The sequence below is a fragment of the Halorubrum sp. ARQ200 genome (genome assembly GCF_005435115.1).
GTDB classification, from domain to species: Archaea; Halobacteriota; Halobacteria; order Halobacteriales; family Haloferacaceae; genus Halorubrum; species Halorubrum tropicale.
In genome coordinates this window covers 116647-140906 of record NZ_SGTZ01000001.1, presented here as the reverse complement: position 1 = coordinate 140906, position 24260 = coordinate 116647, and the positions used below count along the sequence as shown (strand labels likewise).

Genomic DNA, 24260 nt, shown 5'->3' with positions numbered 1-24260 from the left:
ACACACGAATTTCTTCCGGTCCTCAAACACCGAACGTCGCGCGCAGCATGTCCCGCGTGCCGGGCCCGAGCCCCACGGCCAACACCGTGATGAGCAGCAGCAGCGTGTAGCGCGGCGACTCCTCGTACATCTCGCCGTTGAACACCCAGACGACGAACGTCGCGGCCGCGAGCTTCACGAGCAGGAACGGCCACGCGTCGCCGGTGACGGAGACGATCGACTCCGGCAGCAGCCGCCCGGTCCAGTCGACGATCAGCGCGTTGACGACGTGCTTCGGGACGAGGTTCGCGGTGCCGGTCAGCGCGGGCATCCAGTTGAGCCCGATCACGTTCGCGACGCCGTCGATCGCGTGTCCCCAGATGATCACGATCCCCGCGGCGCCGGTGCCCTGGCGGATCGTCGCGATCCGGCGCGTCGCCAGCGCCCACGTGACCGCGGTCGCTGCGGTCGCGATGACGAGCGTGGGGACGAGCACCTGCGGGTAGAAGGTGACGTAGCCGGTCGTGGCCGCCAGGTACGCGAGGTAGCCGACCGCGAGCGCGAGCCCCGCGGTCCCCAGCGCGAACAGCGGCCGCGCGTAGTCGTCGACGACGCCGCGGCGTTCGAGGCCGTACGCCGTCAGCACGCACGCGAGGGTGAACAGGAACACCGTGAAGTAGATGAACGGGCTGATCAGCACCGCACTCGCCGGGAACGCGATCAGCGGGTCGACGCCGGCGGCGGTCGCGGCGACGCCCGCGTCCTCGACCGTCCGCATCGCCCCGCCGAACAGCATGAACGGGAACAGCGCGTAGAAGAACCGGAGCTCCGTCGCGATGTCGAGCCGGCGGAGGAGGAAGACGACGCCGATCAGCATCGCCAGCAGGATCACCACGTAACTCACCGTCGAGAAGGTCGTGTACCCCGGCGCCGCGACGACTTCGCCGGCGCTCCGCGCCACCTCGCACGCCGCGCTGCTGTCGAGCAGTTCCGTGCCGCCGGCGTCGCGGACCGCGCACTGCGCGCCCTCGCCGTCCGCGACCACCGGCCCCCAGAAGTAGCGCCAGAGGAACCGGTCGTAGACGACGCGGGGGAAGACGACGGATCCGACCGCCAACAGCGCCGTGACGCCGCCGACGACCGCCGCCCACGCGCGCTCCGGCGACGGGTCGAACCCGTCCGCGAGGCCTGTGCTCATGGTCACCGTTCGGGGAGGTCCCGAGTTGAGGGTTCCGGTCGCGCGCGACGCGGTCGATCGGTCGGGCCGCGGGGCGCCCCGCCGCGCCGGCCTACAGCGGCGGCCCGGCCCGCTCGTAGTCGGTGCCGAGGATGACCATCGTCTGCGAGCGCGAGAACCCCTCGGTCTCCGCGATCCGCTCGAACATCAGCTCCCGGAGCCGGTCGGTGTCGGCCGCGACGACCCGGAGGATGACGTCCCACTCGCCGGTGGTGAGGTGGATCTCGCGGACGCCGTCGATACCGCGGAGGCGTTCGAGCGCGTCCTCCTCGCGGCCCTGCTCGACGCGCAGGCCGACGAACGCGCCGACGCCGTACCCGACCGCCTTCGGGTCGATGTCGGCGTGGTACCCGCGGATGACGCCCGCCTCCTCGAGGCGGCTGACCCGGTCGTGGACGGTCGCGCTCGACATGTCGATCCGCCGCGCGACCTCCGAGAACGGGGTCCGCGCGTCCTCCTGGAGGATTCGCAGGATCGCCCGGTCCGTCTCGTCGAGTTCCATATGGGAGCGTACGGGGGGCGGAGGCTTTTGCTTTCCGGCGGGAGGAACGCGCCGCCTACGAGCCGTCCGCGTCCGCGAACGACCCCTCGCGGATCGCCGCCTCCGCCGCGTCGAGCGCGGCGGCGGCGTCGAACTCGTCGACGATCCCGCGGAGCGCCTCGGGCGTCGCGTCCGCGAGGTCGCGCGCGTGTGCCGCGACGTTCGGCACGGCCCGAATCAGGTTGTCGATTATCGGCACGTCGGCCGTGCGCGGCGAGCGGCTTCCGGGGTTGAGGTCGATCACGATCTCCGTCTTCCCCATCGCGTCGAGCGCGGCGGCGCGGTCGCCGTCCTCTAAGGGGACCACGACGACGTCGGCCGCCTCGATCCCGTCGGCGTCGACGACGCCGCGCGCGTGGTCGAGCCCGGGGATCTCGCCGTCGCCGGCGAGTCCCTTCACCTCGTCGGCGCCGTGCTGGCGCAGGTGGTCGGCGATCCGCCGGACCCGCTCGTCGGTGTGGTTGAACAGGTTCACCTCGAGGTCGGCGGCGACCGCCGCGGCCAGGTCGACCGTCTCGCTCGGCGCGAGGGCGGCGACGTTGCCGTTCACCGAGATCACGGGGCGCTCGGCGAGCAGGAGCGTCGCGGCCGCGGCGCGCGCGGCGGCGTCGGCGCTCGGCAGCGTGCGCTCGCCGAGGAGGTAGTCGAACGCCTCGCCGCGCCCCTGCGCGATCAGCCCCTGCTTCGAGGTGATCCCCTTCTCGACGCCCGCCTCGATCCGGTGGCGCGTCACGAGCGACGCGTACCGCGGGTGGTCCTCGGGGACCGCCGTCTCCGTCATACCCGAGGGAGGCGACGGATCGATTAAAATGGACCGTTCGCGGTCGACGCCGCCGGGCCGCTGCTACTCGCCCGCTCGCCGGCCTCGCTCGCCCCCGCCGCGCCGAACGGATGGCACAACTAAGTTTCTGGAAACCGAAACGCCGCGCGTGATGAATCGGACTGGGAAGTACACGGTCGTCAGAGCGTGTAACGACCACGGGGCGATCACGCTCCGTGAATACCCGCGCAACGGGACGCTGTACGTCGTCGAGTACGACGACCCCGACGTGGAGGCCGAGCTGTCGTCGCTCGACGCCGGCTCGGTCGTCGAGCTCGACCTCCGACGGGCGGGGCGCCGAGGGAACGCGTGGTGCGCGGAGTCCGCGCGTCCGGTCGAGACGGCGTAGTTCGCAGTTCGCGGAGCCGCGCGGCCGACCGACCCGTCCGGTTTCGTTCTCCAGTTCCGCCGTCAGGCGACGCCGATCCGCTCGCGGTACGCGCCGTGTTCCGCCTCGAACACCTCCATGATCTCGCCCATCGTCGCGTACGCCTTGACGGCCGTGACGATCTCGGGCATGACGTTCTCGCCGGCCGCGACCGCGTCGCGGAGGTCGTCGAGCGAGGCCGCGACCGCGTCGTCGTCGCGCTCGGCCTTCACCGACTCCAGCCGGTCGAGCTGCCGCTCGCGGGTCGTCTCGTCGACCTTCAGCAGGTCCGGGCGAGTGTCCTCGTCGATCTCGTAGGCGTTGACGCCGACGACCGTCTCCTCGCCGTCGTCGACGCGCTCCTGGTACTCGTAGGCCGACTCCTGGATCTCGCGGTGGAAGTACCCCTGATCGATGCCGCGGAGGACGCCGTCGCGCACGGAGCCGTCGCCCATCTCCCGGATCTCCTCGATGTAAGCCATCGCCTCAGCTTCCGTCTCGTCGGTGAGGCTCTCGACCGCGAAGGAGCCGCCGAGCGGGTCGACGATGTCGGCCGCGCCGGACTCCTCGGCGATGATCTGCTGGGTCCGGAGCGCGACGCGGACCGCCTGCTCGGAGGGGAGCGCGAGCGCCTCGTCGAAGGAGTTGGTGTGGAGGCTCTGGGTGCCGCCCAGCACGCCCGCCAGCGCCTGAATCGTGACGCGCGCGACGTTGTTCAGCGGCTGCTGGGCCGTCAGCGACTGCCCCGCGGTCTGGGTGTGGAACTTCAGCTGCTTCGAGGCGTCCGCCTCCGCGCCGTACCACTCGTCCATCACGGTCGCGTAGATGCGGCGCGCGGCGCGGAACTTCGCGACCTCCTCGAACAGCGAGTTGTGCGAATTGAAGAAGAAGGAGAGCTGCGGGGCGAACTGGTCGACGTCGAGCCCGCGGTCGAGGCACGCCTCGACGTACGCGAACCCGTCGGCGAGCGTGAACGCCAGCTCCTGGACCGCCGTCGACCCCGCCTCGCGGATGTGGTAGCCCGACACGGAGATGGGCTTGAACTTGGACGTCTCCGCGACCGCGAACTCGATGGTGTCGGTCACCAGGTCGAGGGAGGGCTCCGGCGGGATCACCCACTCCTTCTGCGCGATGAACTCCTTGAGCATGTCGTTCTGGAGGGTCCCGCGGAGCTCCTCGCGCGGGACGCCGCGGCGGTCGGCGAGCGCGACGTACATCGCGTAGATCACCGGCGCGCTCGGGTTGATCGTGAACGAGGTCGACACCTCCGCGAGGTCGATGCCGTCGAACAGCACCTCCATGTCGCGGAGCGTGTCGACCGCGACGCCCTCCTTGCCGACCTCGCCGAGCGACATCTTGTCGTCCGAGTCGATCCCCATCAGCGAGGGCATGTCGAACGCGGTCGAGAGGCCGGTCTGCCCCTCGTCGATCAGGTAGCGGAACCGCTCGTTCGTCTCCTCGGCGGTGCCGAACCCCGCGAACTGGCGCATCGTCCACGTGCGGCCGCGGTACATCGTCGGGTAGACCCCGCGGGTGTACGGCTCCTCGCCCGGGAACCCGAGGTCCTCGTCGTAGTCGAGGTCGGCGACGTCCTCTGGGGTGTACAGGCGGTCGACCTCGCGGTTCGAGACGGTCGCGAACCGCGACTTCCGCTCCCCGTGGCGGTCGAGGGTGGGGTCGAGCGTTGCCGCCTCCCACGACTCCTTCGCCTCGCGGATCGCGGAGAGCTCCTCGTCGTCGTACATACCGCCCGTTACCCGCCGGTCGGGTATAAATATTCATTATATTTTGGAGGGCCGGCGGCGCGAGCGACCCCGGAGACGACTGCCTCACCGCGCTCAGCGACCCCCGAACAGCCGGTCGCGGAGCGACCGCGGCGTGGGACGCTCCGCGAGCAGCACCGGCACCTCGAGGGCCTCGACGGCCGCGAACGCGAGCGACCCGCGGACGATCCGGGAGAGGAGGCCGCGCTCCGTGGCGCCGACGATCACGAGGTCGTACCTCTCGCCGACGCGGCCGATCGCCGCCTCCACGTCGCCGGTCTCGACGCGCAGGTCGGCGTCCCCGAGGCCGTGCCCCTCGGCCCAGCCGGCGAGGAACTCGCGGCCCGCCGCCTCGTCGCCCTCCTCGACGACGTGTAACAGCGAGACCTCGGCGCCGACCGCCGCCCGGAGCGCGAGCGCGACCTCGGCGGAGAGGTCCGACGACGGGCCGCCGGCGGTCGGCACGAGCACGTCGGCGGGGTCGAGTCGCCGCCCGTCGAAGACGAGGAAGTCGCAGGGGAGGTCGCGGGCCAGCTCGTCCAGCGAGCCCTCGACGCGCCCGCCCGCCAACCGCGCCCCGCCGTAGCCCATCACTACGGCGTCGGCGCCGGTCGCCCGCGCGGCGTCGAACACCTCCTCGATCCCGCGGTGCGAGAGGATCGTCTTCGTCTCGACCGGCGCGTCGAACGGCGCCGCGTCGGCGACGGCCGCCGAGAGCAGCTCGGCGGAGGACCGGTCGAGCCGCTCCCGGTTCGCGGCCGCGTTCTCCAGCGAGGTCTGGTCGGGGACGGTGACGACGTGGACCGCGAGGAGGCGGGCGTCCCGGCGGTCGGCCACGGCGCCGGCGAGCGCGACGAGCGCCGCCTCGGTGCGCGGGTTCGAGAGGGCGACCATGACGACGGGGCGGTCGTCGCCGCTCCCCGTCGGCCGGTCGTCGCTGTGCGGCATCGGTCGATCCACCGCGTCAGCGCGCCGACGACCCGCTCTCGCGGGCGCGACGGCGGCTCATTCGTCCGCGTCGGCGCGGGGGAGCGCGATCACGGGCACCGGCGCGTCGGTCGCGATCTCGGCCGACAGGTCCCCGGAGAGGAGCTGGACCAAGCGGTTCCCCCCGCGCGGCTGGTAGGCGATCGCGCTCGCGTCCACCTCGTCCGCGGCGTCGAAGATCGCCTCGACCACGTCCCGGGCGTAGGCCGTGTGCTCGGCGGCGTCGGGGAACACCGTTCTGACCGCCGCGTACGACTCGGCCGCGAGCTCCTCCGACTGCTCGACGGGGGTCTTGTCCGGGACGCCGTCCCCCTTCTCGACGACGTGAAGCGCCGTCACCCGCGCGGGGTCGTAGGGGTCGAGCGCCCGCGCCGTTCGCAGCGCGTCCTCCTCGTTCGCGACCGGGAGGAGCACGTGCCCGAGCAGGTCCTGGCCGCCGGTGTCGTCGGGTCCGTCCATGCGAGGTAGTACGGCCGGCGGCGCTTAAGAAGGTGACCTCGCGTCCTCGGGCGTCGCGTCGTGCGGCTCGCCGGTGACGCACCGCGCACCCATGGAGGCGCGCCGGGGACCGCAGCGCGGTTCACGAGGTACGCCGGCTACACACCGCGCGGTCCACCCGGACGCCCCGAGAGTCTACTGCTCGTCGACGCCGGCGACGAACAGCGCGAGCACGGGGACGATCTCCAGCCGCCCGATCCACATCAGCCCGATCATCAGCAGCTTCGTCGTGTTCGGCAGGAACTCGTAGCTCCCGAACGGACCGAGCGGGCCGAGCCCCGGCCCGATGTTGCCGATCGTCGCGAGCGACGCCGCGAGCGCCTCCGTGCCGGTGAGCCGCTCGCCGATCCGCGCCGTGTCGAGCTCGATGAAGACGGCCGAGAGCGCGAACACGAGGAAGTACAGCAGGGTGAACACGAGGATCCCGCGGATCACGTCCTCGTCGACGACCTCGCCGCCGAGCCGGACCGGCCGGACCACGTCCGGGTTCGCCGTCGTGTACAGCTCGCGACGGAGCGTCTTCAGCAGGATGAGCCAGCGGATCACCTTGATCCCGCCGCCGGTCGACCCGGCGGAGCCGCCGATGAACATCGCGAACAGCAGGAGGAACTGGGTCTGGGTGTCCCACTCCGCGAAGTCCGCGGTCGCGAAGCCGGTCGAGTTCATCAGCGACGCGACCTGGAACACCCCCTGCCGGAGCGCGTTCTCCGGGACACCCTCCGTGACGCCGCCGATGTCGGTGGCCGGCGCGCCGCCGTAGAACAGCCCGACCGCGAGCACGGCCGCGAACGCGGTCACCAGCCCGAGGTAGATCCGGAACTCCGTGTTCTCGAACATCTCCCGCGGGTCGTCCCTGAGCACGTACCAGAACAGCGCGAAGTTCACCCCGGCGATCACCATGAACGGGACGAACGCCCACTGCACCACCGGCGAGAACGCGCCGATGCTCTCCGCCTCCGGCGAGAACCCGCCGGTCGGGAGCGTGGAGAACCCGTGGGCGAATGCGTTGTACAGGTCCATCTCCGGCGCGTACCCGGTGCGACCGAGCAGCGCCAGTATCGCGATCAGCGCCACGGTGAACGCGAGGTAGATGAGCCAGAGCGCGCGGGCCGTCTCGACGATCCGGGGGGTGAGCTTCTGGAGCCCCGGCCCCGGCGCCTCCGACTCCATCAGCTGGGCGCCGTTGACCGCCAGCTGCGGCAGGATCGCGATCATCAGCACGATGATCCCCATCCCGCCGAGCCACTGTGTGAGCTGCCGCCACATCAGCACCGCGTGGGAGTGCCGCTCGAAGCTGATCTCCGCCGTCGCGGTCGCGCCCGTCGTCGTGAAGCCGCTCATCGACTCGAATAGCGCGTTCACGGGGTGCGCGAGCGCGGAGTGGGTCCCGTAGCCGGCGATCACGTACGGGATCGCGCCGACGACCGCGGCAGTGAGCCACGCGAGCGAGACGACCGCCAGCGCGTCCCGGGGGCCGAGCTCCGGCTCGTCGTCGAGCCGTTCGAGCCCGGCCCCGACCGCGACAGCGACCGTCATCGACGCCGCGAACGCGAGCGCGTCCTCGCCGTAGATCAGCGCGACGACGAGGGGGACGGCCATGGACGCCGAGAGGAGCTTCACGATGCTCCCGGTGTAGCTGAGCGTCGCCCGCGCGTCGATGGTCCGTGTCACGAGTGTTCCTCGGGGGTTCCGATACCCGTCGTAGCAGGCCGGCGCGACAAGAAGCCGTCGATGGGCGGACCCGCCGCGGGCGGCGAACGGCGGACCGCAGCGGGTCAGCGCCGGTCAGGAGGTCCAGAACGCCTTCGTGAACAGCACGAGGACGGGGATGATCTCGATCCGGCCGATCCACATCAGCACGACCATCACGGCCCGCGTGCTCAGCGGGAACGTCGCGAAGGTGCCGTACGGCCCCGCGTCGCCGAACGCCGGCCCGATGTTGAGGAACGTCGTCGCCGCGGCGCCGAGCGCCTCGAACTCGGTGACTCGGACGTTTCCTCGCTCGGCGTCGACGACGATGACCACGGCGAGCAGGAAGAACAGCACGATACTGAGGAGGAGGTACGCGTAGATGTCGCGGATCGCGGCCTCGTCGATCGCCTTCCCCGAGATCCGGACCGGCCGGACGGACTCGGGATGGATCGCGGTGTAGAGGTTCCGCCGGAACGACTTCAGCGCCACCAGCCATCGCAGCGACTTGATCGAACACGTCGTCGATCCGACCATGCCGCCGATGAACATCCCCATGAACAGCATGTGCTTCGCCGCGGGCGCCCACTGCACGTAGTCGGTGCTGGCGTACCCCGTCGTCGTCACGATGGAGGCGACGTTGAAGACGGCGTGGCGTATCGTCGCCTCGGCGCCGAACGTGGTGCCAGGATCGAGGAACAGACCCACGGCGACGATCGACGCGAGCGTGCCCATCGCGCCGATGTAGAAGTGGAACTCCTCGTTGCGGAGGAGGCGCATCGGCTCGCCGTTGATTGCGAAGTAGATGAGGACGAAGCTTGTCGAGCCGATCACCATGAACGGGACCACCGCCCACTGGATCAGCGGGTGAAACGCCCCGACCGAGAGCGGCTCCGGCGAGAAGCCGGCCGTCGCGACCGAGGTGAACGCGTGCGCGACGGCGTTGTACAGGTCCATCTGCGGATCGACGGCGAGGCCGAGCAGGAAGTAGACGACGATCGCCAGCCCCGTGAGCCCGAAGTAGATCCCCCAGATCAGCTGCGCCGTCCGAGAGATCTTCGGCGTGAGCTTGTTGACGTCCTGGGTCTGTGACTCCGACTCCATCAGCTGGGCCCCGCCGACGCCGATCTCCGAGAGCACCGCGGTCGCGAGGATGAGGATGCCGAGCCCCCCGAGCCACTGGATCACCTGCCGCCACATCATGACGGACCGCGAGTGGAGTGAGAAGTCGCGCAGCACGGTCGCGCCCGTCGTCGTCAGCCCGCTCATCGACTCGAACATGGCGTTGACCGGGTGCGCGACCGTGCCGACCCCGGCCACGACGAATGGGATCGCGCCGACCGCGGCGACGAGGAACCAGATCAGCGCCACCGCGAGGAACGCCTCCCGCGGCCCGAGGTCCGCCGCCGGGTCCCGCGTCGACCGGAACGCCGCGCCGAGCGCGAGCGAGACCGCGATCGCCGCGAGGAACGGGACGGGCGACTCGCCGTAGTAGAACGCGATGAGGAGGGGGAACGCGAGCGGGACGGGGAGGGCGGCGAGGACGTCGCCGGTGAGTCCCACGCTGGCCCGCCACCCGACGCGGATGCTGGTGCTCACGGGACTCAGGCCATCGAGGCGATGTCGCTTACGGAGTCGGCCTCCACGAGGAGGATGACGTGGTCGCCGGCCTGAAGCACCGTGTCACCGCGGGGCGTGACCAGCCGGCGGTCCCGGGTGATCGCGCCGATGACGAACCGCGCGTCGCTGTCGGCGACGATCTCCGAGATCGGCCGGCCGACGAGCCCGCACCCCTCGGTGAGTTCGAGTTCGAGGACCTCCGCCTGGTCGTTCTCCAGCACGGCGATGTTCTCCGCGACGCTCTCGTAGGTGAACCGCGTGATCTCCTCGGCGGTCACCGTGCGGGGGTTGACGGCGATGTCGATGCCGATCTCCTCGAAGACGGTGACGTAATCGGGGCTGTCGACGACGGCGATCACGCGGTCGACGCCGAGGCGCTTGGCGAGCACGGAGATGAGCAGGTTCTTCTCGTCCGAGCGGAGCGCCGTGACGACGATGTCGGCCTCGTCGACGTGCTCGCGGGTGAGGAACTCCGTGTCCGTCGCGTCGTGCTCCATGACGACGGTTTCCGGGAGGTTCTCCGCGAGCCACCGCGCGCGGTCGGGGTCCTGCTCTATCAGCCGCGGGCTGAAGTCGCGCTCCTCCAAGAGCCGGGCGGTCTGGTAGCCGATCTCGCTGCCGCCGACGACCACGATCTCGTCGGCGCGGTCGGGCGTCGCCTCCGGCGCCACGTCGGTCGCGAACGACTGGACGCTCTCGGGGCTCCCGATCACCACCGCGCGGTCGCCGACGGCGATGTCGGTGTCCCCGCGGGGGATGACCATGTCGCCGTTCCGGAACAGGCCGACGAACGTGAGCGACTCGAAGCGGTCCGCCTCCGAGACGGTCTGTCCGGCGACGGGGCTCCCCTCGGCGATTTCGAACTCGGCCATCTGGACGAGGCCGCCGGCGAACGGGTCGACGTCGACGGCCGCCGGGAGCCCGATGACGCGGACGATGTTCTCCGCGGTCAGCAGGTCCGTACACACCATGAAGTCGACGCCGAACGCCCCCTCGCTGCCCTCCCACGTGCGGAGGAAGTCGGTGCTCTTGACGCGGGCGATCGTGAACCCGTCCCCGAGCGTCTTGGCGGTGCCGCAGGCGACGAGGTTCGTCTGGTCGTCGTCGGTACAGGCGATGACCATGTCCGCGCGGTGGACCTCGGCGGTCGACTGGATCTCCGAGGACGTGCCGTCGCCCGCGATGGTGAGGACGTCGAGTTCGTACTTGAGCTGTTCCGCGCGGTCCGGGTCGACATCCACGACGACCACCTCGTGGTCCGACGCGAGACTCGCGGCGATGCTCGTCCCGACCTCGCCGGCCCCGATGACGACCACGTACATGGGCACACCCAGTTACCGGACCCTCAAGTTCGTTACTATCGGCCCCGCCGGGCGCGGCCGCTTCGTCAGTCGTCCCCGCCGAACGACGCGGGGTCCGTCCACTCGTTGCGCCCAGAGACGGTCCGCTGCGGGAAGGGGATCGAGATCCCCTCCTCGTCGGAGCGCGCCTTGACGACCTTCACGTAGTCGGCGCGCGCCTTGACGAAGTCCGCCCGCGAGGAGTCGTCGATCCAGATCCGCGACTGGAGCCCGACGTAGGAGTCGGCCAGCTCGGTGAGCCGGACCGACGGCGCCGGGTCTTCGAGGATGGCGCCGCTCTCCTCGGCCTCCTCGACGATGATGTCGGTCGCCTTCTCGACGTCGTCCTCGTGGGCGATCCCGAAGACGCACTTCAGGCGGAGCGCCTTCTTCGCGACCGGGTTCTTCACCACGTCGCTCGTCAGGGCGTGGTTCGGCACCGTGAGCAGCTCGTTGTCGAACGTGCGGACGCGGGCGACGCGGAAGGAGATGTCCTCGACGACGCCCGAGTTGCCGTTCCGCTCGGTCCGGTCGCCGATGCGGAACGGCTTGTCGGTGTAGCTGAACACGCCAGCGACGACGTTCTTGATCACGTCCCGGAGCGCGAAGCCGATCGCGAGCGTGACGCCGGCGAACAACACGAGGAACGCCAGGATCTTCTGGAGCGGGCGCTTGGCGTGCTCGTCGAGCCCCCGCCTGTCGAAGACCCGCTTCACGGGGGGTGACGGCCGCCTCCTAGAGCAGGTACGTCGCGACGGCGACGAGGAAGATGGCGGCGTCGACGACGAGTTCCGTCACCGGTCCGAGGTACGGTCGGAGCGTCCCCGCGACCGCGACGACGCCGGAGGGCCCCGCGGCGGCGCTCGTCAGTGGAGCACTGCCGTGTTCCCGCGCGTCTCGATCAGGTCGGCGCCGACCGCGTCGGCGAGCTCCTCGGCGAGCTCGTCGGTCGTGGTACCCCCGCGGGCCGCGCGGAGGAACTTCACCTTCACCAGCTTCCGGTCGTCCAGCTGGTCGGCCAGCTCGTCGACGACCGAGTCGATGCCGTGCTTCCCGACCCAGACGGTGACGTCGAGGTCGTGCGCCTCCTTCCGCAGTTCCTGGTCGCTCATACGCGGTCGAGTCGGTCGCGCGCATTGAAGCTTGAGGTTCGGTCGCGCCGGGCTCGCCGCCGCGACACCGCCCGCCGCGACGCCGTCGCCCCGATCACCGCTCGCGTTCGACGTCGCGCTCCCGGTCGGCGGCCCGGTTCCGCTCGGCCCACTCGGCGGCGTCTTCGGGGGTCTCGGTCTCTAACAGCCGGTCGAGCTTCCGCTCGAACTGCTCGTCGGTGAGGTCGCCGTTCGCGTAGCGGGTCCGCAGCCGTTCGAGGGCGTCCGCGGTGTCGGCGGACTCGTCGTCGCTGTCCGCCGCCTCGCCGTGTCTGCCCCACAGGGGATCGGTCTCGTACTCCTCGAAGTCGGACTCTCCGCCCTCCTCGTCGAACAGCATCGAGACGACCGGAACGATCACGATGTAGCCGAACAGCATGAACCCGAGCCACCAGTCGAACCCGAGCAGGAGGGCGGCGAGCCACGTCCCGGTGACCGTCGTGGCGGCGATGCCGCTCGCGTTGCGGCGGAGCCGGTCGCGGAGGGTCTCGTCGTCGGCCATCGCCGTGACGGTCTCCGTCGCGGTACAAAGTCGTATCGCCGACCGGCGACGACCGGACCGCCTGGGGGACGGAACGCCTACGACTCGATTTCGACGGTTATCTCGTCGCGGTCGACCGCCAGCCGGAACGTCGGCACGGTGCGGTAGACGACCTCGACGACGTTCTTGCGTTCGAGGCTGCGGAGCGCGCGCCGCACCGCGTCGACTTCGGGGTCGACGTCGTACGCCTCTCGGAGCGCGTTCAGCACGCCGACGACGGACTGCGAGCGCTCGTCGGGCCCGGCGAGCACGTCGACCACGCGCGACGCCAGCTCGGGGACGCGGATCGTCTCCGGCACGCCGCCGCGAGCGACCGCGTCGGGCTCGACGCCCGGCTTGACGTCGACGAGGTCGTTGGCCTCCGCCGTGGCGCGGATCAGGCTGTCGTCGTCGCGGTAGTAGTACTCCTTCAGGTGGGTCTCCAGGTAGCCGTGGACCTCGCTGCCGCTCTCCATCTCCCACGCGTCCTGGAGCTCGCCGTTCTTCGTCGGCTGGAGGCGGACCACGTCGGCGAGCCGGTCGCGTTCCTCGTCGGTGAGGCTCATCGCTCCTCGACCGCGCTCGCGGCGCGGACGATGGCCTCCTCGCCGAACTTCGGGCCGACGAGCTGGAGCCCGACCGGGAGCCCGTCCGCCTCGCCCGCGGGCACGGAGATCGCGGGGAGGTTCGCGAGGTTGACCGGCGTCGTGTTCGCGTCCGCGAGGTACATCCGCAGCGGGTCGTCGAGGCTCTCGCCGAGCTCGAAGGGGAGGACCGGCATCGTCGGCGACGCGACCACGTCGACGTCGTCGAAGGCGTCCTCGAAGTCCCGACGGACCCACGCGCGGGCGTCCTGCGCCTTCTCGTAGTACTTGTCGTGGTAGCCGGCCGAGAGCGCGTACGTGCCGAGCAGGATCCGGCGTTTGACCTCCGCGCCGAACCCCTCCTCGCGGGTCTCCGCGAACGACTCGTTCCAGTTGCCGTCCGCGTCGCTCCGGTGGCCGTACCGGACGCCGTCGAAGCGCGCGAGGTTCGAGGAGGCCTCCGCCATCGCGATCACGTAGTAGGCCTGGACCGCGTGCTCGACGGAGGGGAGCGAGATCTCGGTCGTCTCCGCGCCCTGCGCCTCTAGGTCGTCGATCGCGGCCTCGACCGTCTCGACGACGCGCTCGTCGGCGCCCTCGAACAGCTCCGTGGGCACGCCGACCGTCAGGCCCGCCACGTCGCCGTCCGCGGCCGCGGCGTAGCTCGCGTCGGGGTCGGCGCCCTCGACCTCGCGCAGGTCGCGGGTCGTCCCGTCGTTGGGGTCGTCGCCCGCGATGACGTCGAGCGCGGCGGCCGCCTCCTCGACGGTGTCCGCGATCGGGCCGATCTGTTCGAGGGAGTTCGCGTACGCGATCAGGCCGTACCGGGAGACGAGCCCGTAGGTGGGCTTGATCCCGACGACGCCGCAGAAGGCGGCCGGACAGCGCACCGAGCCGCCGGTGTCGGAGCCGAGGGCCACGTCGGCCTCGCCCGCCGCGACCGCGGCCGCCGAGCCGCCGGAGGAGCCGCCCGGGACGCGGTCGGTGTCCACCGGGTTCCGAGTGGGGCCGAACGCGGAGGTCTCGGTCGTCGTCCCCATCCCGAACTCGTCCATGTTCGTCTTGCCGACGACCGTCGCGCCCGCCTCGGTCAGGCGGTCGACGACGGTAGCGGAGTAGGGCGGGACGTAGTCCGCCAGCATCTCCGAGCCGCAGGTCGTCCGGATCCCTTCGGTGGAGATGTTGTCCTTCACGGCGACGGTTTTGCCCGCCAGCGGGCCGTCGGCGTCCGCGTCGCCCTCGATCGTCGCCTCCGTGACGAAGGCGTTGATATCGGCCGCCATTACGACACCTTCGGGCCGACGAAGAAGCCGTCCTCCGTCTCCTCGGCGTTCGCGAGCGCCTCCTCCTGGGAGAGCCCCTCGCGGACCTCGTCCGGGCGCATCACGTTGACGAGTTCCTCCTCGCGCTCCGTCTCCGGGACCTCGTCGAGCGCGGCGAAGTACTCCAAGATGTCGCCGAACTGCGCCGCGAACTCGTCGACCTCCTCGTCGGCGAGCCGCACCCGCGCGAGATCGGCGACGTGTCTGACCTCCTCGGCGTCGACGGCGGCCTCGCCGTCGTCCGACGCTGCGGTGTCGCTCATACCCGAACGTACCACGCGGGCGGCGAGTAAGGGTTTCGGAAGGGGGCCGGCGACGCCGGGTCGTGGCGGGACCCGGAATCACCGGACCTGATCGACGAACGCGAGCCAGCGCTCGTGGCCCGCCAGCGTGTCGGCGTGGTGCTCGTCGGCGAACCCCGGCCGGCGGATGCCCTCCAAGGCGTTGAGCGCGCGGTCGATGCCGACGACCTCGTCGGCGAGCGCCTCGGCGGTCTCGCGGCCGAGGGGGTCGCTCTCCAGCCGCTCGACGCGCCGCGCCCGCTCGGCCCTGAGCGACTCGCGCGCCGCAGTCACCTTCCGGTCGAGCGCGGGCGGGACCGCGTCGACCTTCCGGGTCTCGACGATGAACGCCGACAGGTCGACGGCGCTCCCGTCTATCTCGACCTCGTCGGGCACGCTCGCGCCGACGGTCGCGCTGGGGCTGTTCACGCGGTCGAGGAGGGCCTCGCGAACGCCGTCGTCGATCGCCGTTCGCTCCGGGTCGCTCATGGGTTCGCGTGGGCGACGGAGCCGGGAAAAATCATCGGCCGCCGGTCGGATCGGCCCGCCGGCGTCCCGCGTCCGCTTCGGTCGTCCGGTCCGTCGCCTCACTCGTCCTCGTCCGCCCGCACCGTCATCACCGGCACGTCCGAGAGCCGGACGACCTTCTCCGCGACGCTGCCGAGCAGGTACCGCTCGACGCCGGTCCGGCCGTGCGTCCCCATCACCACGAGGTCGGCGTCGGCCTCGTCGGCGTAGCGCAGTATCACCGAGTGGGGCGTCCCCGACTCGACCGCGGTCGTCAGGTCGACCTCGCCGGTCGAGGCCTGGATGAGCGCCTCGGCGTGGTCGGTGAGTCCGGCCTCGACCTCCTCGGGGTCGGGCCCGCCCCCGTGCCGTCCGATGTAGCCCTCGTCGGGCGACCGCCCGCTCATCGCCTGCGGGTCGTCGTCGAGGAACGCCCCGCTCAGGCCAAGCCCGCCCTCGCGGGTGTCGATCACGTGTAACACGTCCACGCTCGCGCCGAACTGCGACGCGAGCGCCCCCACGTGCGCCGCCGCCGCCTCCGATCCGGCGCTCCCGTCGGTCGGGTACAGTATCCTGTCGTACATCGTACCACCAAGTTGAAACTTCGAGGAGCGGGGTGAAAAACGCATCGCAGCCCCCGTTCGCGGCCGATCCGCGAGTTCGTCCGGTCGGCGAGCGGGTGAGACCGCGGCGTCCGCGGGCGGGCTGGCGGGGTTACAGCAGGTCGTTCGAGACGAGGCGGTCGACCGCGTCGCGCAGTCGCTCCTCGCTCGCGGCGTAAGAGATGCGGGCGTAGCCGGGGGCGTTGAACGCGCTGCCGGGGACGCAGGCGACGGCCGCCTGCTCGATCGCCGCCTCGCACCACGCCTGATCGTCGTCCGCGACGGGGATCATCATGTAGAACGCGCCGTCGCCGACGTCGACGTCGACGCCGTGCTCGTCGAACAGGTCCACGAGGAGGTCCCGGCGGTCGGCGAAGGCGTCGCGCATCTCCTTGACCGACGCCTCGGTGTTCTCCAAGGCCTCGATCCCCGCGCGCTGGACGAAGTTCGTGGCACAGGAGACGGAGTGGGAGTGGAGCTTCCCCGCCTCGCCGACGAACTCGTCGGTGGCGTGGAGGTAGCCGAGCCGCCAGCCGGTCATCGAGTACGCCTTCGAGAAGCCGTTGATCGTCACCGTGCGGTCGGCCATCCCGTCGAGGCTCGCGAGCGAGACGTGGTCGGCGTCGTAGACGATGCGCTCGTAGATCTCGTCCGAGATGACGGCCACGTCGTGCTCCACGGCGAGGTCGCGGACGCCCTCCAGGGCCGCCTCCGAGAACACCGCGCCCGTGGGGTTCGACGGGGTGTTGACGACGAGCAGCTCGGTGTCGTCCGAGACGGTCTCGGCGAGCTCGTCGAGGGCGGGCTCCAGCTGGAAGCCGTGCGGCGCGAGGTCGACGCGCGAGAGGTCGGCGCCGGCGAGCTTCGCCATCGCCTCGTAGGAGACCCACGCCGGGTCGAGCAGGACGACCTCGTCGCCCTCGTCGATCAGCGTCTGGAACGTCTCGTACAGCGCCTGCTTGCCGCCGGGGGTGACGATCACCTCGTCGGCGTCGGCCTCGATCCCGTTGCCGCGGAGCTTCTCCGCGATCGCCGCCTTCAGCTCGGGCACGCCGTTCGAGGAGGTGTACCCCGTGTGGCCCGCGTCGAGGGCCGCCTTCCCGGCCGCGACGACGTTCGCCGGGGTGTCGAAGTCGGGCTCGCCGACCGAGAGGTCGACGATGTCCGCGCCCTCGGCCTCCTTCTCCGCCGCCAGGTTCGATATCGCCAGCGTCGCGCTGGGCTCTACGCGTCCGATCCGCTCCGAGAAGTCGTATGCGTCGCTCATGTGTCGTGTGTGATCGTCGTGTCCGTCAGTCGAGTTCCGTCGCGAGGTCGATCGCGGCCGCGGCCGCGTCCGCCCCCTTGTCGATCCGCTCGCGCGCCTCCGCGCCGGACATCCCCGGGCCGCTCACGCCGAAGGTGACCGGCGTGTCCCGGTCGAGGCTCACGTCGGTGAGCTTCTCGGCGGTCGCGTTCGCGATGACGCGGTCGTGGTCCGTGTCGCCGGTGACGATGGCGCCGACGACCGCGACGGCGTCGACGTCGTCTCGGCGCGCCAGCCGGTCGGCGGCCAGCGGGCTGTCGTACGCGCCCGGCACGCTCAGTTCGTCGACGACGACGGCGTCGCGGTCGGCGGCCGCCTCGCGGGCGGCCTCGGCCATCGGCTCCGTGACGGAGTCGTTGAACCGCGCCACCACCAGTCCCAGCGAGACCATACGCGACGTGGAGCGGGCGACGGCAAAGGTCTACCGTTCGACCGCAGGGTTGCCGGGCGAACGCGTTCGGGACGGACTGGGGCGGTCGACTGATCGGTCATGAATCGACCTGCGGTGGCGCGTGCCTGCGAGGTCGCACCGCGGCCGAGCAGCACGCGCGAGGGAGTCGGCCGACCGCAGGGAGGCCGACGAGGCTGGGGAGGTGTGAGGTGCGGTTGCGGTGCGGTCGGGTGGGGCTCGAAGGGGCAGTCGGGAGGCGGGCGCAGGCGACGCAAGCACCACAGGGAGCGAACAGAGTGAGCGACCGAGGAGCGCAGCGAGCGTGCGTCCGCCTCCCGACTGGGGCTTCGAGGTGTTCCCCGACGAGTTAGCAGCGATCGGTTATGAATAAACGAACGAGTCGAGTCTCGGCTTTCCGGCCACGCGCCATTAATACGTCTCCGACGCCAACACGAGTCCATGACCGACACCGAGACCGCGACGGTCGGCGGCGGCTGCTTCTGGTGCGTCGAGGCGGCGTTCAAGGAACTCGACGGCGTCGAGCGCGTCACCTCCGGCTACGCCGGCGGCCACGTCGAGGACCCGAGCTATCGGGAGGTGTGTACCGGCAACACCGGCCACGCCGAGGTCGTTCAGGTCGAGTACGACCCCGAGGCGCTCTCTTACGAGGAGATCCTCGAGATCTTCTTCACCGTCCACGACCCGACCCAGCTGAACCGACAGGGGCCGGACGTGGGCACCCAGTACCGGTCGATCGTCCTCTACCACGACGACGAGCAGCGCCGGATCGCGGAGAACTACGTGGCCGCGCTCGACGAGGAGGGCGGCTACGACGAGGAGGTCGTCACGGAGGTCGAGCGGCTGGAGACGTTCTACCGCGCCGAGGAGAAACACCAGGACTACTTCGAGAAGAACCCGGCCGACGCCTACTGTACGATGCACGCGCAGCCGAAGGTAGAGAAGGTCCGCGAGCGCTTCCGCGAGAAGGTGAAGGCGTAAGTGACGGGACGGAACACCGCCGAAGATCCAGTCGCTCACTTATAAATAGCTGAACGCGGACCGCCGGTGAACACCGCCGAAGCCCCAGTCGCGAGGACTCGCGCGGCTCGTTGCGCGCTTCACTCGGTCGCTCACTGCGTTCGCTCCCTCGTTCAGTGCTTACGTCGCCGTGCTTCGCCCTCGCGACTGCCCCTTCGAGTCCCACCCCGCACCGCGACCGCACCTCACGCCTCCCCAGCCTCGTCGGCCTCCCTGCGGTCGGCCGACTCCCTCGCGCGTGCTCCTCGCGGCCGCCTTCGGCGGCCACTCGCAGGCACGCGCCGGGATCCCAGTACAAGTCCTCGCGTCGCGCCACAACCTATTCCCTCTCGCCGGCCGAACCCATCTCCGATGAAGGTCGGCCTCATCTCGGACGTTCACGCGAACCTCCCGGCGCTGGAGACGGTCCTCGACGACATGCCCGCCGTTGACCGGATCTACTGCGCGGGCGACGTGGTCGGCTACAACCCGTGGCCGGCCGAGTGCGTCGAGCGCGTGCGCGAGGTCGCGGCCGCGACGGTCCGGGGGAACCACGACCGCACCGTCGAGAGCCCGCACCGGTACAGCGCCAACCGGATGGCCGAGGCCGGCCTCGAGCACGCGAAGGCGTCGCTGTCGGCCGACCAGCGCGAGTGGATCGACGCCCTCCCGCGGACGGAGACGTTCGCCGGCGACCGGTACCTGCTCGTCCACTCGCACCCCGCCGCCGAGCGCGAGGACGCCTACGTCTACCCGGAGGAGTTCCCGAACCTCGACCGGCACATGGGCGAGTACGACGGGATCGTCCTCGGCCACACCCACGTTCAGGGGTGCCGCGACGTGGCCGGCGGCTTCGTGTGCAATCCGGGCAGCGTCGGCCAGCCGCGCGACGGCGACCCGCGGGCGGGCTACGCCGTCCTCGACACGACGGCCGACGGAACCGACGCGGTCGAGACGTATCGCGTGGAGTACGACGTTGACCGCGTCGCGGAGGCGGTGCGCGAGGCCGACCTTCCCGAGACGACGGCGGAGCGCCTCTACGAGGGCGAGTAGATCAGGCGTCGTCGTCGCGGTCGCTGATCTCCACGCCCAACCGCTCGTAGCAGAACGCCCACGAGTCCGTCTGCTCGTCGACCACCATTGAGGTCGGCTTCCCCACGCCGTGCCCGGTCGCCGACTTCGTCCGGAGGAGGAAGGGCCCGCCGTCGGCCTCGTTCTGGAGCCGCGCGGTCATCTTCCGGGCGTGCGAGGGGTGGACGCGCGTGTCGCTTGCGGCCGTGGTGAAGTAGACAGGCGGATACGACTCGTCAGCGTCGACGTTGTGGTACGGCGAGTACGCGCGGAGGTACTCGAACGCCTCCGGGTCCTCCGGGTGGCCGTACTCCGTCGTCCACGACTCCCCGAGCAGGAAGCGGTGGAACCGGAGCATGTCCAGCAGGGGGACCGCACACTGCGCGGCGGCCCACAGGTCCGGGCGCTGGGTGACCACCGCGCCCACCGAGAGCCCGCCGTTCGACCCGCCGGCGACCGCCAGGTGGTCAGTGTCGGTCAGCCCGGACGCGCAGAGCGCCTCCCCGGCCGCGACGAAGTCGTCGAAGGTGTGCTGTTTCTCCGCGAGCATCCCGGCCTCGTGCCACGGCTCGCCGTACTCGTACCCGCCGCGGGCGCACACCGCCGCAAACGCGCCGCCGTCCGCGAGGAACGGCAGCCGGAACCGGCCGAACGACGGGGTGATACTGTTCCGGAAGCCGCCGTAGCCGTACAGCAGCGTCGGGCGCGGGCCGTCGACGGCGGCGTCCTCGCGGTAGCAGACGAACACCGGCACCTCGGCGCCGTCCGTCGAGTCGACGAACCGCTGTTCGACAACGAGGTCGTCAGGGACGGGGAGGTCGACGGAGTCGACCTCCGTCGACGCCAGTTCGGCCTTCGCGTCCGCCCCGCCGTCGAGGTCGAGCGCCCGGACCGCCGGCGGCCGGTCGAAGCCGGTGAGCCCGAAGAACGCCTCGGGCGCGTCGCGGTTCCCGGAGACCCACGTGACGGAGCAGTGCGACGGCAGCGACACGTCGCGCAGGTGCGTCCCGTCGCGGTCGTGGACGGAGAGCCGCGAGTGGGCGTCGCGCTGGCGGTGGACGAGGAGGCGCTCGGGAGTCGGCGCCACCGACTGGATGATCCCCTCGCCGCCGGGGAGCAGCTCGCGGCACTCCTCGAAGGAGAGGTCGCCCTCGCGGAAGCGGTCGACCGAGCAGGCGAGCACCCGCCGCCGGGGCGCGCCGTGGTCGGTCGAGACGAACGCCGTCCCGTCGTGGAACTGGACCGACGTCTCGGCGTCGGTGTCGGTCAGGACGGGGCGGAGGTCGCCGTCGACGTGGACGTACCACTCGGTTCCCCCCACCATCTCGGAGAAGGCGACCGCGAGCAGCCCGGAGTCGGGGTCGACCGTGACCCGCGGCCAGACGTGCTGGTCGTCGTGTTCGAGCAGGAGTTCCTCCGCCTCGGGACCGTCCGCGAGCCGGAACCGGCGGATCTCCTTGTCCATCTGCGCGCCGTCGGCCGCGCCGCCGGTCGCGACGTAGACGACCCCCTCGCCGTCGGCCGTCCAGGCGAGGCCCCCCGCGTTGACGCGGCCGCGCTCGGGGAGGACCGCGACCTCCTCGACGCCCGCACCGTAGCCTCCCGAGCCCTCGGATGCCGGCGATTCAGTCGGGTCGGGCACCGACAGGACTCGCACGTCGTAGTTCTCGTCGCCGCCCTCGGTGACGCCGACCGCGACGCGCTCGCCGTCGTGCGACGGGACGTACCACGCCATCGACCGCGGCGGACGCCCCTCGTCGCGGTTCGCGGCCCAAGCGTTCGGGTCGACGAGGAGGCGGCCGTCGCCGTCGGGGGCGTCGCGGACGACGAGGCGGGCGTGGTCGGCCCCGGGCTCGCGGACCGTCGCGAAGTAGCGCCCCTCGCGGACGGCGATCGGGCCGTAGTCGGCCACCTCGACGAGGTCCTCGAAGCGCGGGCGGAGCCGGTCCCGGAGCGCGTCGTCCAGCGTCTCGTCGACGTGGGCGTTCTGGGCGTCGACCCACTGGTCGACCGCCTCGCCGTCGCCTTCGAGCCATCGGTACGGGTCGTCGACGTCGACCCCGTGGAGCGTCTCCGTGACGACCTCGCGGCGCGTCTCCGGCGGAGAGCGGGCCGGAGCGGATTCGCGTGGCATACGGATCGGTGTCGCCGGCGACGCAAAACCGCTGGGGTCGCGGCGGCCGAGGCCGCCGATCCGCTCGCGTCGCGGGGTCCGAGGCAGACGCGTTACGGCCGAGCCACGGCCGGGTCCCTCACGGCCACAGGCCCGCGACGAACAGCAGGTTCCGCGCGGCGACGGCCAGCGAGAGCGCGCCGACGCCGCCGCACATCAGGGTGGCGACGAACCGTCGCGTGCCGCCGGCGACCGCGACCGGGAGCCCGATGACGGCCATGCCGACGGCCTTCGTGAGGAGCATCCCGCCGAGGAGGCCGAACCGGGAGATGAACAGGCGGCCGACGGGCGACCCCTCGACGTACTCGCTGCCCGAGAGCGCGACGTAGGTCGTGCCCACGTCGGCGGCGATCCCGACGAGGAGGAGGCACACGGCGAGGGCGAGGCGAGTGACCACTGACCGAGCGAACGCGGTACGCACCAATAAACCTCCGGACGGGGGGCGGAAGCCGTCGCGGTCGGGCGTCGATCCACCTTCCGGCGCGGAGCGAACGGGGTTGGCCGCGGGACGCGCACAACAAGACGGTATTTAACCCGGTGGGTCGCCTACGAGCGGTAATGAGTTCGTCCGACGACGAGTACGAGATCGCGGTGGTCGGCGGCGGGCCGGCCGGGCTGACGACGGCGCTGTACGGGGCCCGACTGGGCCACGAGACGGTGCTGATCGACCGCGGCGGCGGCCGCGCGGCGATGATGGCCGACACGCACAACGTGATCGGCGTCACCGAGGACGTCTCCGGCAACGAGTTCCTCGCCACCGGGCGCGAGCAGGTGGAGTCGTACGGCGGCACCTTCGAGCGCGGCTTCGTCACCGAGGTCGAGCGCACCGACGACGACCGGTTCCGACTGGAGACGAACGACGCCGAACTGGTCGCGGACCGCGTCGTCCTCGCGACCGGGTTCTCCGACGAGCGCCCGGACCCGCCGCTCCCGCGGACGGGCAAGGGGCTCCACTACTGCCTCCACTGCGACGCCTACATGTTCGCCGACGAACCGGTGTACGTGATGGGCCACGGCGAGGCCGCCGCCCACGTCGCGATGATCATGCTCAACGTCACCGACGACGTGGACGTGCTGACCCGCGGCGAGGAGCCGACGTGGAGCGAGGAGACCGCCGCGCAGCTGGAGGCGCACCCCGTCGACGTCGTCACCGAGGAGGTCGAGGGCGTCGAGAACGACCCCGACACCGGCTGGCTGGAGGCGCTGGAGTTCGCGGACGGCACGCGCCGCGAGTACCGCGGCGGCTTCGCGATGTACGGCTCCGACTACAACACCGTCCTCGCCGAGGGGCTGGGCTGCGACCTCAACGACGACGGCACCATCGCCGTCGACGACCACGGCCGCACCAGCGAGGACGGCGTGTTCGCGGTCGGCGACATCACGCCGGGCCACAACCAGGTGCCGGTCGCGATGGGCCAGGGGGCGAAGGCCGGCCTCGCGATCCACAAGGAGATCCGGGAGTTCCCGCGCTCGACCGAGGAGATCGCGCGCGACGGCCCCGTCGGCGAGGACGAGGTGCCCGCCATCCCGCCCCACCTCATGGCGACCGCCGTCGCCCACGAGGGGCACGCGGGCGGGCCGCGCGAGTCCGCCGAGGCCGAGGGGGCCGAGGCGCCGGCCACCGACGACTGATCGCCGCCGACTTTTCAGCGGAACTCGTCGAGAGAGACTCCGGACCTCTCGCAGAGCGCACTGCGCGCGTCCGATGGGATCCAATTCCCACGGAGGCGTCTCTCGGTTTGTCCGAGAGCTGCGCTGGCCGGGGCTCTCGCGGGCGGTGCGAGGTGCGAGGGACGCGAGCACCCCGATTGCGAGCGAGAGGTCGGGGGGCGCACTCACTCCTTCGTACGCCAGTCGGGATTTGAACCGGAACCAGACGTGCTCGCTCGCTGCGCGCGACTGATACGGTTCAAATCCCGCGGCAGTTTCTCTCACTACGTTCGAGAGATGCGCCGGCCGGGACTCCCGCGAGCGAGTGGGAGTACGGGCGGCGCACGAACGAAGTGAGTGCGCCGGCCGGGATTTGAACCACGGTCGCTCGCTCCGCTCGCTCTCTGATTCAAATCCTTCTGCGCATCCTGACGCACGGACTCACTCGTCGCAGTCGTTTCCGGTTCGTTGTGTCCGAGAACTGCGCCGGCCGGGACTCCCGCGAGCGAGCGAAGCGAGCGAGTGGGAGTACGGGCGGCGCACGAACGAAGTGAGTGCGCCGGCCGGGATTTGAACCCGGGCCATGAGCTTGGAAGGCTCAGGTCCTACCACTAGACCACCGGCGCTCGCGTCGGTCGATGACGCACCTACACGTAGGCGGAACGGCTTTCATAAGCGTTCCGTGTTCTGACGGGACGAGCCGCGACCGTGACTGGCAGTAGTACTTAAAGGCCCCTGATACTGTGGACCCCTCCCAGCGCGTTAGAACGCTTTTCAGCGGCTTAGAAATCTGTTCGGCACCTATGTGGGTAGCCACCCAACGTACACCCGTGAGGTGACACCG

General features: G+C 70.9%; 24 protein-coding genes, 1 tRNA gene and 1 pseudogene. 4 read left to right on the top strand and 22 right to left on the bottom strand.

What is annotated here, in order from left to right; all coding sequences use genetic code 11:
• Nucleotides 1–22: 22 nt before the first annotated feature.
• From EXE50_RS00705 to EXE50_RS00695, 3 genes are all read right to left on the bottom strand, one after another.
• Entirely contained in the window at nucleotides 23–1177 is a 1155-nt protein-coding gene (locus tag EXE50_RS00705; RefSeq protein ID WP_137704079.1) for a DUF63 family protein, read from the bottom strand.
• A gap of 91 nt (nucleotides 1178–1268) precedes the next feature.
• Complete coding sequence (locus EXE50_RS00700) at nucleotides 1269–1718, bottom strand: Lrp/AsnC family transcriptional regulator (protein WP_053772268.1); 450 nt, start codon at nucleotides 1716–1718, stop codon at nucleotides 1269–1271.
• Between the two features lie 55 nt (nucleotides 1719–1773).
• The gene (locus tag EXE50_RS00695; protein WP_053772269.1) at nucleotides 1774–2538 is read right to left on the bottom strand and encodes a 4-phosphopantoate--beta-alanine ligase; all 765 of its coding nucleotides are present in this window, start codon (nucleotides 2536–2538) and stop codon (nucleotides 1774–1776) included.
• 151 nt (nucleotides 2539–2689) lie between these two features.
• On the opposite strand from EXE50_RS00695, the gene EXE50_RS00690 reads away from it, so the two are divergent.
• Nucleotides 2690–2926 (top strand): hypothetical protein, encoded by a 237-nt coding sequence (locus EXE50_RS00690; protein ID WP_053772270.1) that lies wholly within the window; start codon nucleotides 2690–2692, stop codon nucleotides 2924–2926.
• A 62-nt stretch (nucleotides 2927–2988) separates the two neighbouring features.
• Here the strand turns inward: EXE50_RS00690 and EXE50_RS00685 are convergent, their stop codons facing one another.
• From EXE50_RS00685 to ribH, 16 genes and pseudogenes are all read right to left on the bottom strand, one after another.
• Entirely contained in the window at nucleotides 2989–4689 is a 1701-nt protein-coding gene (locus tag EXE50_RS00685) for a methylmalonyl-CoA mutase (RefSeq protein ID WP_137704078.1), read from the bottom strand.
• 93 nt (nucleotides 4690–4782) lie between these two features.
• Nucleotides 4783–5655: a universal stress protein gene (locus EXE50_RS00680; RefSeq protein ID WP_241982606.1), complete on the bottom strand. Its 873-nt coding sequence runs from the start codon at nucleotides 5653–5655 to the stop codon at nucleotides 4783–4785.
• Nucleotides 5656–5712: 57 nt separating this feature from the next.
• A complete protein-coding gene (locus EXE50_RS00675; protein ID WP_121599050.1) occupies nucleotides 5713–6153 on the bottom strand; it encodes a universal stress protein in 441 nt (146 codons plus the stop codon).
• 174 nt (nucleotides 6154–6327) lie between these two features.
• Nucleotides 6328–7863: a TrkH family potassium uptake protein gene (locus EXE50_RS00670; RefSeq protein WP_137704077.1), complete on the bottom strand. Its 1536-nt coding sequence runs from the start codon at nucleotides 7861–7863 to the stop codon at nucleotides 6328–6330.
• A gap of 114 nt (nucleotides 7864–7977) precedes the next feature.
• The gene (locus EXE50_RS00665; protein ID WP_121599052.1) at nucleotides 7978–9480 is read right to left on the bottom strand and encodes a TrkH family potassium uptake protein; all 1503 of its coding nucleotides are present in this window, start codon (nucleotides 9478–9480) and stop codon (nucleotides 7978–7980) included.
• 5 nt (nucleotides 9481–9485) lie between these two features.
• Nucleotides 9486–10823 (bottom strand): Trk system potassium transporter TrkA, encoded by a 1338-nt coding sequence (trkA, locus tag EXE50_RS00660; protein ID WP_053772275.1) that lies wholly within the window; start codon nucleotides 10821–10823, stop codon nucleotides 9486–9488.
• A 65-nt stretch (nucleotides 10824–10888) separates the two neighbouring features.
• Nucleotides 10889–11711, bottom strand: a pseudogene (locus EXE50_RS00655) (mechanosensitive ion channel family protein).
• A complete protein-coding gene (locus EXE50_RS00650; RefSeq protein ID WP_053772372.1) occupies nucleotides 11708–11953 on the bottom strand; it encodes a YhbY family RNA-binding protein in 246 nt (81 codons plus the stop codon). The pseudogene EXE50_RS00655 and the gene EXE50_RS00650 overlap by 4 nt, the downstream one beginning before the upstream one ends.
• Nucleotides 11954–12047: 94 nt before the next feature.
• The gene (locus EXE50_RS00645; protein WP_137704076.1) at nucleotides 12048–12494 is read right to left on the bottom strand and encodes an SHOCT domain-containing protein; all 447 of its coding nucleotides are present in this window, start codon (nucleotides 12492–12494) and stop codon (nucleotides 12048–12050) included.
• Between the two features lie 77 nt (nucleotides 12495–12571).
• The gene (locus EXE50_RS00640; RefSeq protein WP_137704075.1) at nucleotides 12572–13078 is read right to left on the bottom strand and encodes a DUF5797 family protein; all 507 of its coding nucleotides are present in this window, start codon (nucleotides 13076–13078) and stop codon (nucleotides 12572–12574) included.
• Entirely contained in the window at nucleotides 13075–14379 is a 1305-nt protein-coding gene (gene gatA / locus EXE50_RS00635) for an Asp-tRNA(Asn)/Glu-tRNA(Gln) amidotransferase subunit GatA (RefSeq protein WP_137704074.1), read from the bottom strand. The genes EXE50_RS00640 and gatA overlap by 4 nt, the downstream gene beginning before the upstream one ends.
• Complete coding sequence (gatC, locus tag EXE50_RS00630; protein WP_053772279.1) at nucleotides 14379–14681, bottom strand: Asp-tRNA(Asn)/Glu-tRNA(Gln) amidotransferase subunit GatC; 303 nt, start codon at nucleotides 14679–14681, stop codon at nucleotides 14379–14381. The genes gatA and gatC overlap by 1 nt, the downstream gene beginning before the upstream one ends.
• A 78-nt stretch (nucleotides 14682–14759) precedes the next feature.
• Nucleotides 14760–15188, bottom strand: coding sequence for a DUF5788 family protein (locus EXE50_RS00625; protein WP_121599055.1), 429 nt, complete (start codon nucleotides 15186–15188; stop codon nucleotides 14760–14762).
• A gap of 98 nt (nucleotides 15189–15286) precedes the next feature.
• On the bottom strand, nucleotides 15287–15790 hold the full coding sequence (locus tag EXE50_RS00620) for a universal stress protein (RefSeq protein ID WP_137704073.1): 504 nt from the start codon (nucleotides 15788–15790) through the stop codon (nucleotides 15287–15289).
• Nucleotides 15791–15920: 130 nt separating this feature from the next.
• Nucleotides 15921–17075, bottom strand: coding sequence for a pyridoxal phosphate-dependent aminotransferase (locus EXE50_RS00615; protein WP_137704072.1), 1155 nt, complete (start codon nucleotides 17073–17075; stop codon nucleotides 15921–15923).
• Nucleotides 17076–17100: 25 nt separating this feature from the next.
• Nucleotides 17101–17505, bottom strand: a complete 405-nt coding sequence (gene ribH, locus EXE50_RS00610; protein WP_053772283.1) for a 6,7-dimethyl-8-ribityllumazine synthase — start codon at nucleotides 17503–17505, stop codon at nucleotides 17101–17103.
• 459 nt (nucleotides 17506–17964) lie between these two features.
• Here ribH and msrA point away from each other — a divergent pair, with 459 nt between their 5' ends.
• A complete protein-coding gene (msrA, locus tag EXE50_RS00605) occupies nucleotides 17965–18504 on the top strand; it encodes a peptide-methionine (S)-S-oxide reductase MsrA (protein WP_137704071.1) in 540 nt (179 codons plus the stop codon).
• A 390-nt stretch (nucleotides 18505–18894) separates the two neighbouring features.
• Entirely contained in the window at nucleotides 18895–19575 is a 681-nt protein-coding gene (locus tag EXE50_RS00600; RefSeq protein WP_053772285.1) for a metallophosphoesterase, read from the top strand.
• A gap of 1 nt (nucleotide 19576) precedes the next feature.
• Here EXE50_RS00600 and EXE50_RS00595 read toward each other — a convergent pair whose 3' ends face one another.
• Both EXE50_RS00595 and EXE50_RS00590 read right to left on the bottom strand, forming a co-directional pair.
• Nucleotides 19577–21727, bottom strand: a complete 2151-nt coding sequence (locus tag EXE50_RS00595; protein WP_137704070.1) for a prolyl oligopeptidase family protein — start codon at nucleotides 21725–21727, stop codon at nucleotides 19577–19579.
• 118 nt (nucleotides 21728–21845) lie between these two features.
• Nucleotides 21846–22163, bottom strand: coding sequence for a hypothetical protein (locus EXE50_RS00590; protein WP_053772287.1), 318 nt, complete (start codon nucleotides 22161–22163; stop codon nucleotides 21846–21848).
• Between the two features lie 161 nt (nucleotides 22164–22324).
• On the opposite strand from EXE50_RS00590, the gene EXE50_RS00585 reads away from it, so the two are divergent.
• Nucleotides 22325–23398 (top strand): NAD(P)/FAD-dependent oxidoreductase, encoded by a 1074-nt coding sequence (locus EXE50_RS00585; RefSeq protein WP_053772288.1) that lies wholly within the window; start codon nucleotides 22325–22327, stop codon nucleotides 23396–23398.
• A 573-nt stretch (nucleotides 23399–23971) separates the two neighbouring features.
• Here EXE50_RS00585 and EXE50_RS00580 read toward each other — a convergent pair.
• Nucleotides 23972–24042, bottom strand: a tRNA-Gly gene (locus tag EXE50_RS00580).
• Between the last annotated feature and the right edge of the window lie 218 nt (nucleotides 24043–24260).